The organism is Pseudomonas urmiensis (assembly GCF_014268815.2).
In the GTDB taxonomy this organism is placed as follows: Bacteria; Pseudomonadota; Gammaproteobacteria; order Pseudomonadales; family Pseudomonadaceae; genus Aquipseudomonas; species Aquipseudomonas urmiensis.
Map to the genome: position 1 here is coordinate 2,821,052 of NZ_JABWRE020000001.1, position 15,409 is coordinate 2,836,460.

At 63.6% G+C, this 15,409-nt stretch carries 14 protein-coding genes; 6 read left to right on the plus strand and 8 right to left on the minus strand.

What is annotated here, in order from left to right; genetic code table 11:
• Positions 1-10: 10 nt before the first annotated feature.
• Positions 11-664 (minus strand): LexA family protein, encoded by a 654-nt coding sequence (locus HU737_RS12515; protein ID WP_186554845.1) that lies wholly within the window; start codon positions 662-664, stop codon positions 11-13.
• Between the two features lie 128 nt (positions 665-792).
• Here HU737_RS12515 and HU737_RS12520 point away from each other — a divergent pair, with 128 nt between their 5' ends.
• The 3 genes from HU737_RS12520 to HU737_RS12530 all read left to right on the plus strand — a co-directional run bounded on the left by HU737_RS12520 (position 793) and on the right by HU737_RS12530 (position 3,506).
• Entirely contained in the window at positions 793-1,107 is a 315-nt protein-coding gene (locus HU737_RS12520; RefSeq protein WP_186554846.1) for a DUF6124 family protein, read from the plus strand.
• A gap of 435 nt (positions 1,108-1,542) precedes the next feature.
• Complete coding sequence (locus tag HU737_RS12525) at positions 1,543-2,058, plus strand: DUF4880 domain-containing protein (RefSeq protein WP_186554847.1); 516 nt, start codon at positions 1,543-1,545, stop codon at positions 2,056-2,058.
• Between the two features lie 299 nt (positions 2,059-2,357).
• Positions 2,358-3,506, plus strand: coding sequence for a M14 family metallopeptidase (locus HU737_RS12530; protein WP_186554848.1), 1,149 nt, complete (start codon positions 2,358-2,360; stop codon positions 3,504-3,506).
• Positions 3,507-3,595: 89 nt separating this feature from the next.
• Here the strand turns inward: HU737_RS12530 and HU737_RS12535 are convergent, their stop codons facing one another.
• The 7 genes from HU737_RS12535 to HU737_RS12565 all read right to left on the minus strand — a co-directional run bounded on the left by HU737_RS12535 (position 3,596) and on the right by HU737_RS12565 (position 9,931).
• A complete protein-coding gene (locus tag HU737_RS12535; RefSeq protein ID WP_186554849.1) occupies positions 3,596-4,567 on the minus strand; it encodes a Csu type fimbrial protein in 972 nt (323 codons plus the stop codon).
• Complete coding sequence (locus tag HU737_RS12540; RefSeq protein WP_186555064.1) at positions 4,564-6,855, minus strand: fimbria/pilus outer membrane usher protein; 2,292 nt, start codon at positions 6,853-6,855, stop codon at positions 4,564-4,566. The genes HU737_RS12535 and HU737_RS12540 overlap by 4 nt, the downstream gene beginning before the upstream one ends.
• Positions 6,856-6,965: 110 nt before the next feature.
• Positions 6,966-7,742: a fimbrial biogenesis chaperone gene (locus tag HU737_RS12545; protein ID WP_186554850.1), complete on the minus strand. Its 777-nt coding sequence runs from the start codon at positions 7,740-7,742 to the stop codon at positions 6,966-6,968.
• A 36-nt stretch (positions 7,743-7,778) separates the two neighbouring features.
• The gene (locus tag HU737_RS12550; protein ID WP_186554851.1) at positions 7,779-8,282 is read right to left on the minus strand and encodes a Csu type fimbrial protein; all 504 of its coding nucleotides are present in this window, start codon (positions 8,280-8,282) and stop codon (positions 7,779-7,781) included.
• A gap of 3 nt (positions 8,283-8,285) precedes the next feature.
• Positions 8,286-8,819, minus strand: a complete 534-nt coding sequence (locus tag HU737_RS12555) for a Csu type fimbrial protein (RefSeq protein WP_186554852.1) — start codon at positions 8,817-8,819, stop codon at positions 8,286-8,288.
• A 17-nt stretch (positions 8,820-8,836) separates the two neighbouring features.
• Entirely contained in the window at positions 8,837-9,373 is a 537-nt protein-coding gene (locus HU737_RS12560; RefSeq protein WP_186554853.1) for a Csu type fimbrial protein, read from the minus strand.
• 30 nt (positions 9,374-9,403) lie between these two features.
• Entirely contained in the window at positions 9,404-9,931 is a 528-nt protein-coding gene (locus HU737_RS12565) for a Csu type fimbrial protein (protein ID WP_186554854.1), read from the minus strand.
• Between the two features lie 336 nt (positions 9,932-10,267).
• Here HU737_RS12565 and HU737_RS12570 point away from each other — a divergent pair, with 336 nt between their 5' ends.
• The 3 genes from HU737_RS12570 to HU737_RS12580 are packed head-to-tail and all read left to right on the plus strand — an operon-like array spanning position 10,268 to position 15,384.
• Complete coding sequence (locus HU737_RS12570; RefSeq protein ID WP_225915611.1) at positions 10,268-12,511, plus strand: ATP-binding protein; 2,244 nt, start codon at positions 10,268-10,270, stop codon at positions 12,509-12,511.
• Positions 12,512-12,526: 15 nt separating this feature from the next.
• Positions 12,527-12,988: a response regulator gene (locus HU737_RS12575; protein WP_085674579.1), complete on the plus strand. Its 462-nt coding sequence runs from the start codon at positions 12,527-12,529 to the stop codon at positions 12,986-12,988.
• A gap of 11 nt (positions 12,989-12,999) precedes the next feature.
• Positions 13,000-15,384, plus strand: coding sequence for a PAS domain-containing hybrid sensor histidine kinase/response regulator (locus tag HU737_RS12580; protein WP_186554856.1), 2,385 nt, complete (start codon positions 13,000-13,002; stop codon positions 15,382-15,384).
• Positions 15,385-15,409: the final 25 nt, after the last annotated feature.

Consider the following 15,409-nt stretch of genomic DNA (forward strand, 5'->3'; position numbering starts at 1 on the left):
AATCCCAAATCTAAAAAATCCCGTGAACCCGCACCACCACGCCTAGAAACTCACACCCAGGTTCGCACAGAACCGTCGGATAGCGCGTATTCAGCGGCCTAAGCAAGCGTTCACCGCCCTCCTCGATCAACTGGCGCAGCACCGCTGATTTGCCCGGCTGGCGAGCAATCACCAGCTTGCCCGGCTGCACCTCAAGCCCGGTATCCACCAGGATCAGCATGCCCTCGGGCACGCTCTTGCCGCTGGCGGCATTCATCGAGTCGTTTTCCACCGGCAGCCAGTAGGCATTGCCCGCAGGCATGTAGTCGGTCTGCTCTTGCAGTTCGCTTGCCGTGGGCAGCCCTTCCTGCAGATCCGCCCAACTCAGCACCGGAAAACGAAAACTGGCATAGCGCAACGCTTGCGCCGACAGCGGCTGCTCGGTGGCGTAACTGCCCTGCGCCTCGCGCACCAGATCACGCTCGACCACCATCGCCTGCGCCTCCAAATACACCAGGCCCAGCACTTCGAGTTTCTCGTTGATGGTCTGCAAGGTCGGCCTGCGCGAACCGCGCAGCCAATGACCGACGCCGCCTTGGGTCATCTGCAGGCGCTCGGCCAGTTTGATCTGGCTGAGGTTGTGTTCGCGCTTGTAGCGCGAGAGAAAATCGATCCAGTTTTCCATGACCGGAACAATACGGGCTGTATTAATCTCATCAATACACATTGTGAATTATCTTCAAGGAGCTAATTAGTACAAATTGACCTATGCTCGGCATTCACTGTCCTTGAAAGGAAATCGAAGGTATCCAAATGAATCCGCAGAAAAACGAAGATACAGATCTCGACAGCGAAGCCGCACGCCGCGCCCTCGACTATTACCTCAACCCCACCCCACCGCGGCCGAACCTGGACAACAAGCTCTGGGCCCTGCAGCCGGGGGTTTCCAGCACTGAAGCCCACGACCATGCGCTGGCCCTGCTGCGCTGCGCCGCAGCCACCGCCCACGAAACCGCCGTTCACCAAGACGGCATGACCCGCGAGATCACGCTGGCGCTGATGCACATGGTGAACATGGCCAGGGCGCTGCTGGAGCACAAGCAGGCGGTTCAATCAGAAGGGAAATAAGGGAGAAACGTGACAGCCGATTCACGGCAATGGCCCCGATTGCCGGGACCGAGGAAGTGCATCGGTAAAAGTATTTTGCCGAATTAAACAAATATCATTTGACTGGCAAATGATAACGATTATTATTGCACTCAGCAGGTCGCGAGACCCGCTGGATAACCTGGAGCCCTTAGGTCGGACTCTCAGATTATCTCCTCATCAGGCTAATCACGGTTTTTGACCCGGCTTTTTGCCGGGTCTTTTTTTTGGCTCTTCAGGCTAATGAAGAAGGGTTACCGCTTGAATGGCCGCGATGATAGCAAAGGTGTGTCAATTGGTGAACGGTTGTTACAGCGTTTTGCGCAAACAGCACTTGAGAATCAATCTCGTTACCATTAAGCTGGCTGCGCATCAGGGAAGATGCCCCCACCCCTACCCTTGAGCAAGGAGCAATCCATGACCCGCCTGCTGCTGCCCCTTGAACACGCCCCGCACACTGCTGCAGCACTGGATGATGACGCCTTGCTGCATGCCCTCAAGCGCCTGCCGCGCCGGGTGCAGCAAGTGTTTCTGCTCAACCGCCTCGATCAACTGGATTTTGCCGCTATCGCTGCCCGGCTCGATTTGCCCTTGCTCAGTATCGAGCGGCATATGAACCAAGTGTTGCAGGCCGCTCGCCCGCACGGCGATGGCTTGGCCGGTGTCGCCGGGCAATGGTATGTGCGCTTGCAAAGCCCGCAGGTGACCGCGTGCGAGCGGATTGATTTTCGCCGCTGGCTGGATGCAGCGCCCGCGCATCTTGAGGCGTTTCACCAGACCGAGCTGCGCTGGCGCAGCCTGCTCGGCCCAGCGCGACAGTTAGGCCACGATGACTGGTACCGGCAAGGCCGGGCCGCGTTGTCGCTGGGGGGCTGTTCGATTGCCATTGGGCTGGGCGTCGCAGCCCTGTTCGCCTTGGGTTTCTGGGCCTGATTTGTGGGTCGATGAGGTCGCTATCGCGGGGCAAGCCCGCTCCCACGTGCTGTTTCATTGAACACTGACAGCTTCATTGAACACTGTCAGCTTCATTGAACACTGACAGCTTCATTGAACACTGTCAGCTTCATTGAACACTGTCAGCTTCATTGAACACTGACAGCGTGGGAGCGGGCTTGCCCCGCGATAGCGACCTCACTGACACCACGCAACACTTTACCCGCACAACATTCGAACCAACCCCTCCACCGAGGGGTGTACAGTAGCGTCACAACAAAAGCCACAGGAGTCTGGCAATGACCGTGACGCTGTCCCCCCTGCAGATCGACTGCGATTTCGATTCCGGCAACATTCAGGTGAAGGACGCCAGCGACCCCAGTCGGGTACACCTGGCCATCCGCCCTGACAGCCACAGCGACCACTTCCAATGGTTCCACTTCAAGGTCGACGGCTTGACCCCGGGCCACACCCACCACTTCAGCCTCGACAACGCCAGCCAGTCTTCCTACGAGAATGCCTGGGATGGCTATCAGGCAGTCGCCTCCTACGATCAGCAAAGCTGGTTCCGCGTGCCCAGCCAGTTCGATGGCCAGGCCCTGACGTTCCAATTGCAGGCCGAGCAACCGCAGGCCTGGTTCGCCTACTTCGAACCTTATCCGCGCGCCCGCCACAATCAACTGATCGAACGTGCCCGCCAGCTCCCTGGCGTCGAGCTGTTGGCCAGCGGACGCAGCGTGCAGGGCCGCGATATCCCGCTGCTGCGTGCAGGCGATGGCGCGGCGGGCAAACGCAAGCTGTGGCTGATCGCCCAGCAGCACCCCGGCGAGCACATGGCCGAGTGGTTCATGGAGGGCGTGATCGATCGCCTTGAAGCCAACGATGCGAGCATCCAGGCGTTGCTCGCAGAGGCCGACCTTTACCTGATCCCTAACATGAACCCTGACGGCGCCTTCCTCGGCCACCTGCGTACCAACTTCAAGGGCAAGGATCTGAACCGCGCCTGGCAGGACGCCAGTGTCGAGCTCAGCCCAGAGGTGTTCTTCGCCCAATCGCAGATGAAGCTGTATGGCGTCGATGCCTTCATCGATGTGCATGGCGATGAAGAAATCCCCCATGTGTTTACCGCTGCCTGTGAAGGTAACCCTGGGTACACGGCGCGGATCGAGCAGCTCGAGGAGCAGTTCCGCAGCACCCTGTGCAGCGTCACCAAGGATTTTCAGACCGAGCATGGCTACACCCGCGATCAGCCGGGCCAGGCCAACATGACCTTGGCCTGTAACGCGGTAGGCCAGATGTATGACTGCCTGTCGCTGACCCTGGAAATGCCGTTCAAGGACCATGACGATGCGCCCAATGCGCGTACCGGGTGGTCGGGCGAGCGTTCCAAGGCGTTGGCGGCGGCAGTGCTGGAAACCTTGCGCAAAATGGTCAGGGATTTGCGCTGACTGTACCGCCCTCATCGCGGGGCAAGCCCGCTCCCACGCATCTTTGCTTGCGAAATGCACGTAGTGGGAGCGGTGCACGCCCAGCCACCTCAGAACTGCACATCAAGGATCACACTGTCGGTGTAACTGGCCGCCGGCGGGCTTGCCTGGTCCGTGTACACCTTGGCGTTGTAGTTGAACACCTGACTCCCGATGCCAGTCCCCGCGCCGGGGTTTACATCCGCATCGCTACTGGCCCGCCGTGCGCTGCTCAACATCCCCCAGCGGACATTGCCGGCACTCTTGAAGATGTCGTAAGCCAGATAGTTGTTGGCCGCCGACTTCATCCGCCGCCGCCCATTGAGCACATTCTGCCCATCATCGAGCCCAACGGTGTAGTTGCTGCCTTTGGTGCAGGCAATATTGATGCTCTGGTTGACCGTACCAAACCCTGCCACCACCGGCGCACTGGCAAAGCTGATATTAGGCGTGGTGATCTGGCAATCGTTGCTCACCGTCAGGCTGACGGTCAGCGTCTGCACGCCACTGCCGATGTCGCGCCCCAGGCAGATAGCGCCAATGCCAATGCCTGAGCAGTAGTTCCAGCTCCAGGCGATGTTCAGGGTTTCCTGATACAGCCCGGCGGCCACATTGGCGCCGACCACCGTTCGAAAATACAGCGGCACCGACTTGGGCGTGGTGCCACTGAGCAGGCCCAACGCATCGATGATGCCCCCCGGGGCGAAATCGAACTGGGTACCGCGGGCGATTGGAAACGAGGTGGTGTTGTTGGCATAGATGGTATACGGGATCACATCGCCAGTAGGGCCCACCAGGCCGCTGCGACTGGAGGTAATGGTGGCGTAGAAGTGGTCGTTGCTGGTCAGCAGCGACAACAGCGAGCCGGTGCATTGCAGGCCGGCGTTGGTGCTGCTGGCCGTCTGCACCGTGCTGCGCACCAGGGTGGAATTGATGGTGCCAAAGGCGGCCGGCGCGGTCGCCACCGACGAGCACAAGGCCCAGGCCGGAGCGGCTGGCAGCAGCAAGGCGCACAGCAGCGCGCTGCGGCTGAAGGTGTTCATTGGCACACCAGCGGGCCGATCAATGGGATGGGCCCCTGCCCTTCAGGCAGATCGAATTCAACCTGACACGGGCCGCCATCCGCCACGTCGACCTGCAAGCGGTTGTGCGCCGAGAGGTTCTCCAGGTAGACCAAGCCATCCCAGCCCACCACTGCCTGGGCGCCGCTGTGGGCGTCGGTCACGCGGCTGCCAAGCTTGAGCACCTGCTGCCTGGCGTCGACCAGCACGATGCTCGCCGCCAGCACCTGCTTGAGCGGGAACTCCAGCAGATAGCCGCTACCACGCCGCACCGCCACGCGCTGCTCGACCTGTGGCGCGAGGATGTCGGCGGGCAGCTCCATCGGATCGATCTCGTACTTGCCGCGGTAATAACCGCTGCTGTACGGCACCAGCAGATGGCCTTTGCTATCGGTGCGCCCAATCAGCTGGTTTTCATAGCGCACCGGCACGTCGGCATAGCCGCTGGTGCTGACCACGACAAAGGCATCGTCGATGCGGTTGGCGGCAAACACCCCGGCATCCATCCACACCAGCGAGCCACTGGCGTCGGCCCAGCGGGTCATCGAACCACTGCTGCCATAGGCCCCTGCCTGCAGTTGTACCGACTGCAGACGCCAGGTGACGTCGGCCTGGCGATAGGCCTCGCGGTCACCGTCGGCATAGCCCAGGTTAAAACCAACACCGCCTTCTACTGGCACCGCGCGGCTGTAGTTGACCCGTTGCAAGCGTTCGCCGTCCGCGCTGCGCTCCATGCTCAGGGCCAGGGTGCCGCGCAGGTCGAACGGGATCACCCACTGCGCCTGCACTGCCCACTGGCTGTCACCGACTTCGCGGTTGGCCGACAGGTACAAGCTGCTGTTGCCCCACAGCGGCTTGCTCCAACTGAGGTTGATCAGGCGGGTGCGTGAGCCGTCGCCAGCGCGCACGTCGAAGTAGCCCGCGCCAAGGCTGCCATAGCTGTCCAGGTTCAGGCTCAGGGTGACCTGCTCGCTGCGTTGCGACAGGCGCATGTAGGGGGTGTCGACCCGCGACAGGTCGGCATACTCGCCATGGCGTTGCAGGCGCTGGTAATTGAAGCCCAGCCGCTGGCTGTTGTACTGATAGCCCAGGGCCACCTGCTGGCCCTGCTCGCCTTCGAAACGGCTTTGCGCCACTGCGGCATTGAGCACGCCAAAGGTGCCCAGGCGCATGTTGCCGCCCAGGCCACCGAGCATCAGCGACTCGGCGCTTTCAAGGTGGCTTTCGAGGGTGAAATTATCGCTCAGGCCATGGCGCAGGCTGGCCGAGGCGACGCCTGGGCCGTAGCTGAAATCGCGCAGCGCATAGTCGCGACGCAGGCTACCGGCGGCCAGGGAGAAATCGCTCAAGCCCTTGGCCAGCAAACTGCTGGTGACGTAGAACGGCAAGGTGGTCGAAACCTGTCGGCCCAAGGCATCGGTGGTGACCACCACTGCCTCGCCCGCACCATTGATGAAGGGCACATTGGTCAGGGTGTACGGCCCAGGCTGCAGCTCGGTGGTGCTGGTCTTGTAGCCGTTGATGAACAGGTCCAGCGACGTCGGCACCGCCGCTTCACCGGCAAAGGCCGGCAAGGGATAGGTGACCAGGTCGGGACGCGCGCCAAAGTCGCGCGACAGCTGCACACCGCCGACCCGCACCGAGCTGGTCCAGGGCAAGGCGCCGGTGATCACATCCCCGGCTTCGAATGTCAGCAGGCGCTGTTCGTCGGTGTAGCGCCAGGTAGTGTCATAGCGCAAAAAGCCCTGGCGGCTATCGTCCTCAGGTGCCCCATTGAATGACTGACGCCACTGCCCGGTCGTGGCGAAGGTGCCCCAGCTGTCGAACAGGCGCAGCTCGTTCCAGGCCGCCAGGTAGGTGCCGCCTTCATCGGTGTCGTTCAGGTACAGGTCGTAGTTGAACAGTGCGCCGAAGCTGCTGCGCGCATCGCTGGCCGGGTACAGGTTGCGAGCACCGACCTGCTGCCCTGGCAACCAGGCGGCGGGCACCTGCAACAGCAGCCGTTGATTCTGGCTATCGTAGTCGCTGTGCAGCGCCGCAACGCTATCCAGCGCGATTTCGCCCTGCGGCGTACCCGGCAGGCTGATGCCCGCGGCACTGAGCGCCGCACTGTCGATGAACAAACGCCCGGCACGCTGTTGCACGGGCACCAACTCAGCCTTGGGCATCTGGTTCACCAACAGGTCGAGGTACAGCGTGGCGTCGGCAATGGCGGCGGTTTCGCTGGGCGGCGGCGGCAGCTCGTTGGCCACGCCAAGGCCCGGCCCCATCAGCAACAGGCCTAAGCACACGCGGCATGTCGCCTGCGACACGCATTTCACACACGGCTTCCAGCCATTGTCGGGTCCTCCATGGCCCCTGACGTCGTTTCACGATTGCTTCAACGGCCCTGGCTGATCGCCTGGGCCGCATCCTGTCCATTGACCCGGCCCTTGAGCACGCTGGCGGCACTCGGCGCGCTCGGTGCCGGCCAGCGCATGCTGGCGCCGGGCAACACATAGCCGAGCAGGCCCTCGACCACTGGCGTATCCCGGCCGCCCTGCTGCAACACCACATCAGTCAGGCGCGCATGCACCGGCCCTGTGTTGCGCAGCTCAAGGTAGGGCTTGCCTTGCACGCTGACCGGGCGCCAGCTCAGTTGCGGCTTGCCGACGCCCTCGGCGCTGCGCTTGCCTTCAGGGTCGGGCTTACCCCACAAGCCTTCGCCGTAGACGAACAGCGGCACCGAATAGCGCATTTGCAGGCGGATCGCCGCCAGGGTGCCTGCGCTAGGCGCATCGGCCGGCAGCGGCGAGGGGATTTCATCGATGATGATCCGGTAGGCCTGCTCCTGGCCGGCCGGTGAAGTGCCGGTACGGGTCAGGCGGATCAGCTGTTTTTGCCCTGGCGCGATATTGGCCACCGGCGGGCTGCCGATGATCTCGCGCTGGGCCTGAAACTGCTCCTGGTACTCGCCCTGGCGCCAGGCGAATACCCGCACTTGCAAGCTGGCCGGCGCCGTGCCGCGGTTTTCCAGCCACAGTGCGCCGGCCTTCTGGTCAGCTTCGAGCACCGGGTCGATCGGCCAGATCAGCACCGAGGTGGCGGCCCCTGCTGGCACACTGGCCAGCAGCAGCAAACCGATCAATGTTCGCGCCCATTTTGCGCCTGCCCCCATGCTGCTCTCCTTCGCTCGTTGTGATTGATCCAGGCTTCACCAGGTCACCGTCACCTGCACCACATCGGTGTAGGTCCCGGCCGGCAGCGTGCCGCTCAACTGGGTGCGCCCGTACACCGGCAGCTTGATCGCCGTCGGGTCGCTGTAGCTCACGCTCACGCTCTGGCCAATCGCCAGGGCCTGGCTCAGGGCGGCGTCGCGATAGAGCTGGTAGGCGAGCAACTGGCTGCCGCCATTGCGTTTGAGGTTGCGGCTGCCGCTGGCGCTGTTCTGGCCGCCATCCAGGCTCATGCTCAGCGCCACCCCCGGGGTGCACTGGAAGGTCACCGTGGTGCCACCCAACGAGGTGCTCAGGGTGGCGGTGGACAGCGCCGACTGGCTGCCGAAATTCAGCACGCCATAGTTGCTCACCCCGCCCACCACCAGGCAGCCAGCGACAATCTGCGCGCTGACCTGGAAAGTGCTGCTGGTCACCGCCCCCAGCGGCAAGGCCATCAGCAGGCCGAGGGCGCCGACGCCACTGCGCAGCCAGGCGCTCATGGCTCAGAACGTCAGCTCGACTGCCACCGTGTCGGTATAGGTGCCTGCCGGCAGCCCGGCCTTGCCACGCGCCTGGCCATACAGGTTGACGGTCTGCGCCACGCCCGTGCTGGTCGGCAAGGTGATGGTGCCGTCGATGGCCAGCACCTGGGTGTGGCCGGCATCGGTGTAGAAGTCGTACGGCACGAAGTTGCCGCTGCCATCGGCCAGGGCGCGGGTGCCACCGGTCGACTGGCCGTCATGGGCGCCGGCGCGCACGCGGATCGAAGGCACCGTGCCATTGGAGCAGAGAATGCTCATGGCGCCACCGCCCGGGCCGAGTACCTGGGCATTGGCAGTACCGAACAAGGCGTCCTGGGTACCGAAGTTGAGGCTACCGAAGTTCAGCCCCGAGGTGCCGGCGCTGCCGTTGACCTGGCAGGCGGCGGTCAGGGTCAGGGTCGAGTTGATCGTGCCGGTGACGGTCGCGGCCTGGGCCTGGGACGCCAAGGCCAGACCGAGGCCAGCGAGGATGGAGCAAGTGACATGAGTGCGCATCGGAATCTCCTTGGGTGTTACCAGTCCAGGGTCACGCTCAGGGTGTCGCGGTACAGGCCTGCGGGCAGTGCGCGCGGTTGCGCGACCACCACGCCGTAGATCGGGATGGGGATCTGTCGGGTGCTGCTGATGGTGAAAGTGCGCGCCTGGCCGACCCCATAACGGTTATTGCCATTGGGGTCGACGGCCAGTTGATAGGGGATCAGTTCGCGACCATTACTCAAGCGGCGCACGCCATCGCCGCCATTCTGGCCGCCATTGATACGCACGCTGAAAGCGCGCACCGACGGCGTGCAACTGATCTGCAACCCGCCCTCACCGCCCGCCTCGTCGACCCGGCCTTGCAGGGGCTGGTCCCAGCTTGGCCCGCGGGCGCCGAAATCCATCACACCGGGGTTACCCAAGGTGGCCGGTTGCTGCGGGTCGCTGCTGATCTGGCAGGCCGCGCTGATCACCAGGCGCGCCTCGATAAACCCCGTGGTGGTGCCATGCACCACTGAGCTGGGCAACAGCAGCGGGCCGAGGGTCAGCAGCAGGAACGAGGTGCGGTTCATCGGGCGGCGTCCTTGTCCATGGCGATATCCCTACCAGGTGAGCGTGACTTTGAGCAGGTCGGCGTACAGGCCTGGGCGTGGCACCCAGGCCAGTCGGTCGATCCGCGCGTAGAGCGGAAGTTGCGCCGAACCGCTGTCCGGCACCCGCGCCGCGTGCGCCACACCGACGCTCAACGGTTGGCGCCAGGCGGCATCGCGGTAAAGACGGTAAGGAATGGGCTTGGCCTGGCGGTCGTCGCTGGCCAGAAAACGCAGTTCGCCAACGCCGCCATGCTGGCCGCCGTCGACGCGGATCTGATAAGGCGTATCAGGGTTGCACTCCAGCCGCGGTGGGCGCTGGCTGAGCAGCACGCCGGACAACGGCGCGCCCGGCCCGTCCAGCCGCGCAACCGCGCCCAGGTCGATGCGACCCAGCGCTTGCGCGCCAACGTCGCGCTGCTGGTTGACCAGCATGCAGCCGCGCTGCACCTGGACCCGCACTTCGACCAAAAAGTCCGCCGCCAGGGTGCTCGCGCTTAACAGCAGGCCCGACAACACGGCCAGAAAGCGTCTCGTCACCTCGATATTCCTGTCTGTAGGTACTGAGCTTGAGGGTAGCAGCCGGGGGAGATAGCGCCGGGCTCGGCGGCCCCTTCCTTGGCATTAATAACAAGGGGTTAGCGCAGGTTTGGTAGGGGCTGGAGGCCATCATCGCGGGGCGAGCCCGCGCCTACAGAGGGCACGATCTGTTGTTGTGAAAGAATTTTCTGACACAGCGGCAGAACCCCTGAACTTATCAGCCCTCAAATGGCCATATGCCGGCAAAGCAGACGACATTCTGATACCGTGCATGTGAAACATCCTGTGCCATGCGCATTCCGCCATGCGCGGACGGAACCGACAGGAGAACCTCTTTTGACTACTGCCCAGAACGCGCTCGACCAAGCGGTCGAACGCTGTGCCCAGGAACCGATCCAGGTCCCCGGCAGCATTCAGCCGCAGGGCTTTCTGCTGGTGCTGGACGAGCACGACCTGCGCATCCTCCAGGCCAGCGAAAACGCCGAGCGCTGGCTAGGCTTGCCAGCCCGCGAGTTGGTCGGCTGCACCTTCCCCGACCTGATCAGCGAAGGCTTCGACCTGCGCGCGCACCTTCAGTACCTGCCTGATGACGAAGTGTTTCCCTTCCATATTGGCGACGTGCAACTGCGCCAAGGTCCCGGCGGCGAGCGCATGCGGGTGCTGGTGCATCGCCATGACCAGGTGCTGATCAGCGAATTCGAACCGATTCGCTCAAGCCCCGGGCCGACCGGCCATGGCGACTATTACCCGCTGGTGCGTGCGTTCGTCAGTAGCGTGCACCAGGCAGGCTCGATCGAAGAGCTGCTGCAGCAGTCGGTGGTGCAGCTCAAGCGCATCACCGGTTTCGGCCGAGTCAAAGCCTACCGCTTCGATGCCGAAGGTAATGGCCAGGTGCTGGCCGAGGTGGCGGACCCTGGCTACCCAAGCTACCTGGGCTTGTGCTTCCCAGCCTCCGACATTCCGCGCCAGGCCCGCGAGCTGTACCGGGTCAATCGCATCCGGGTGATCGAAGACGCCAATTACCAGGCCTCGGTGCTTGTCCCAAGCAACAACCCGCGCACCGGCAAACCACTGGACATGAGTTTTGCCGCGCTGCGCAGCGTCTCTCCGGTGCACCTGCAATACATGCGCAACATGGGCACCCTGGCCTCGATGTCGCTGTCGATCGTGGTCGATGGCCAGCTGTGGGGCTTGGTCTCGTGCCACCATGAACAGCCGCACCGGGTCGACTTGCCGACCCGTACCGCCTGTGAGTTGCTCGGCAGCGTGCTGTCGCTGCAGATCGAGTCACGCGAGGCGCATACCAGCACCAGGACCCTGCTCGACATGCGCCAGCGCATCGTGCGCATGCTCGCCTCGATGGCCGACCATGACAACGTCAGCCAAGGCCTGCGTGCGCTGCCCGATGTGCTGCTGGACTTCGCTGGCGCCAGCGGCGCCGCGATCATCTCCGCCGAACGCTGCGACCTGATCGGCATCACGCCGCCAGAGGCCCAGGTCAACGCCCTGGTGCACTGGCTGGGCGGGCGTGGCGAGGTGTTCCACACCGACAACATTCGCCGCGATATCGACGAGCTGCCGGAACTGGCCGAACACGCTGGCGGCCTGCTGGCGGTGTCAATCTCGCAAATCCACTCCAATTACCTGGTGTGGTTCCGCCCCGAGCAGATCCGCACCGTGACCTGGGCCGGGCGCCCGGAAAAACACATCAGCGCGCAAGGCTCGCTCGACCCGCGCAACAGCTTCGAGCGCTGGCAGGAGCAGCTCAGCGGTTTCTGCCAGGCCTGGGATCCACTGGTCATCGAAGGCGCTCAGGAACTGCGCGGCGCGGTGTTCGGCATCGTCCTGCGCAAGGCTGAGGAGCTGGCGCAATTGGCCGGCGAGCTGAAGCGTTCGAACAAGGAGCTTGAAGCCTTCTCCTATAGCGTGTCACACGACCTGCGGGCGCCGCTGCGGCATATCGCCGGCTACACCGAGCTGCTCGGCGAGATCGAAGGCGCCGGGCTCAGCGAACGCGGCCGGCGTTTTTTGCAGCACATCGAGGAAGCCGCGCACTTTGCCGGCACCCTGGTCGACAACCTGCTCAACTTCTCGCAGATGGGCCGCTCGGCGCTGCGTCTGTCGGATGTCGACCTCAATACCCTGGTGGAGGCGATCCGCAGCGAAATGGCCCCCGACTATGCCGGTCGCGAGATCGTCTGGGAGGTCGAGCAATTACCCAGGGTGATCGGCGACCCAGCTTTCATCAACATGGCCCTGCACAACCTGATCGCCAACGCCATCAAGTACACCCGGGGCCGCCAGCCTGCGCGGATCTGCATCGGCGCCCGGCAACTGGAAAACGAAACCGAGATTTTCATCTGCGACAACGGCGTGGGCTTTGACATGGCCTATGCCGGCAAGCTGTTCGGCGTGTTCCAGCGCCTGCACCGCATGGAAGATTTCGAAGGCACCGGGATTGGCCTGGCCAGTGTCCGGCGGATCATCGAACGGCATGATGGCCGAGTTTGGGCCGATGGCCAGATCGACCAGGGCGCCAGCTTCCATTTCACGCTCCCGCGTAATTCAATCAATACCTGAGGCAACCGTACGATCATGCTCAAGCCCATCCTTTTGGTCGAAGACAACCCTAGGGACCTGGAGTTGACCCTCCTTGCGCTGGAGCGCAGCCAACTGGCCAACGAAGTCATCGTCTTGCGCGATGGCGCCGATGCCCTTGATTACCTGTTACGCCGTAACGCCTACGCCGATCGCGACGATGGCAACCCGGCGGTGTTGTTGCTGGACCTGAAACTGCCCAAGGTCGATGGCCTGGAAGTGCTCAAGGAAGTACGCGCGACCGCCGAGCTGCGCAGTATCCCGACGGTGATGCTGACCTCCTCACGCGAGGAGCCAGACCTGCTACGCGCCTACGAACTGGGGGTAAACGCCTACGTGGTCAAGCCGGTCGAATTCAAGGAGTTCGTCGCCGCCATCTCTGATCTTGGGGTGTTCTGGGCGGTGCTCAACGAGCCGCCACCTGGCTCGTTGCGCCTGAACCGGCGCGGCAGCAATTGAGCCTGGCGCCGATGCTGCCCAGCCCGCTGAAACTGCTGATGGTCGAAGACAGCTCGATGGACGCCGAGCTGAGCTTGCTGCGTCTGGAGCGCAGCGGCCTGCAGATTCAGTCGCAGTTGGTGTTCGACCATGTCGGCGTCGAGCACGCGCTGCGTGAAGCCAGCTTCGACCTGATCCTGTGTGACTGCGTGCTGCCCGGCTCCTCCGGCACCGAGGTGCTGGCGATTGCCCAGCGCCTGGCACCGGATGTGCCGTTCATCTTCCTGTCGGGCATTTACGGCGAAGAGCACGCGGTGGAGATGATCCGCCTCGGCGCCACCGACTACGTGCTGAAAAAGAACCTGCCGCTGCTGCCCAAAGCTGTACGCCGGGCACTCACCGAAGTGCAAGAGCGCCAGCGTCGGCGCCGCGCCGAAGAGGCCTTGGCCGATGTCGAGGCGCGCGCACGGATTGCCATCGATGCCGCCGGCATGGGCACCTGGGACTTTCGCCCCGAAGACGGCCTGCTGCTGTGGGACGACCGCTGCAAGACCCTGTTTGGCCTGCCCACCGATACCGAGATGAGCCTGGATGTGTTCTACGCGGGCATCTATCCCGATGACCGGGAAATGGTTCGCAACGCGGTCGAGCAAGCCATGCTGCCCACCAGCGATGGCCGCTACCGGGTTGAGTTTCGTATCGCCCAGGCCAACGGCCTGGAGCCACGCTGGTTGCTCAGCAGCGGCCAGTGTCAGTTTGTCGAAGAGCGCTGCGTGCGGTTCTCCGGCGTGCTGCAGGACATCCAGCAACAGCGCCAGGCCACCCAGGCGCTGAAACAGCTCAACGAGATGCTCGGTGAGCGCGTCGAGCGACGCACCCGCGAACGCGACCGCGCCTGGGAGTTGTCCCAGGATTTGCTCGCGGTGCTGAACAAAGACCTCACCCCCGTCGCGCTCAACCCTGCCTGGGAAGCCAGCCTGGGCATCTCGCGCGAGCGCCTGAGCCAGACCTCGCTGCTGCACCTGTTGCCCGAGCAGGATCAGGAGTCGTTTCTTGCCGAACTGGCGGCCCTGGCCCATGGCCGCACCAGTGCGCGCTTCGTGGGCCGCATCCAGCATGCCAGTGGCCAGCAGCGTTGGTTGTCGTGGGTGGTGGTGCCGGAAGACACCCTGCTCTACGTAGTGGCGCGCGACATTACCAGCGAGCGTGAATCGTCCCTGGGCCTGGCCGAGGCCAACGCCCGCCTGCGTGAGCAGATCGATGAGCGCGAACGAATCGAAGCGGCGCTGCAACAGATGCAGCGCCTGGAAGCGGTTGGCCAGCTCACCGCAGGCGTGGCGCACGATTTCAATAATCTGCTGACGGTGATCCTCACCGGCGCCAGCTTCCTTGAACGCGACCTGGACAAGGCAAACTACGAGAAGGCCCGCAGCCGTCTGCAACACATCCGCGAAGCGGGCGAGCGCGGCGCCAAGCTGACCTCGCAATTGCTGGCGTTCTCCCGCCGCCAGCGCCTGGAGCCGGTGCCGCTGAACCTCAACCAGACCTTGGCCGGCCTTGAGGAGCTGCTGCGCCGCACCCTGGGTGGCAACATTTCGGTGCGCCTGGACCTGGACGACAGCCTCTGGCAAGCGCTGACCGATCCGACCCAAACCGAAATGATCATCCTCAACCTGGCGATCAACGCCCGCGACGCCATGCCCGACGGCGGCCAATTGACCCTGACCACGCGCAACACCCAGGTGCTGGCCCGCCCGCAGCGACCGGAGGACCCCGAGCCTGGCGAGTACGTTTCGCTGTCGATCCGCGACACCGGCTGTGGCATGAGCGAGGACGTGGTGGGCAAGGTATTCGAACCGTTCTTCACCACCAAGGACATCGGCAAGGGTTCAGGGCTGGGCCTGGCCCAGGTGTTCGGCTTTGCCAAACAATCCGGTGGCGGTGTGCGCATCGATACCGCACCGGGGCATGGCACGCTGGTGTCGGTCTACCTGCCGGCGGTCAAGCAGCCGTACGTGCTTGAAGCGGCAGTGGTCAATCAAGCGCAGCCGCTGGCGGCCGAGGGGCGCGATCGCACCGTGTTGCTGGTCGACGATGATCACCTGGTACGCGACATGATTGGCGATGTGTTGCGCCTGCACGGCTATCAGGTGCGCCAGGCGCATAGCGGCGAGCAGGCCTTGGTGCTGCTCGATGAGCACATCGACCTGCTGCTGACCGACTTCGCCATGCCCGAATTCAATGGCGCGCAGTTGGCCTTGGCAGCGCGCACGCGTTTTCCCAAGCTGCCGGTGGTGATCCTGACCGGCTATGCCGAGCTGCAGGGCCTGGAGTTGGCCGATAGCCTGGTGATCCAGAAACCGGTGCAGGCGCAAGTACTGGCGCAGGCATTGAACGATCTGTTGGGAGCGGTCTGAGCAGGAAGCTCGGCCGTTTTTCAAA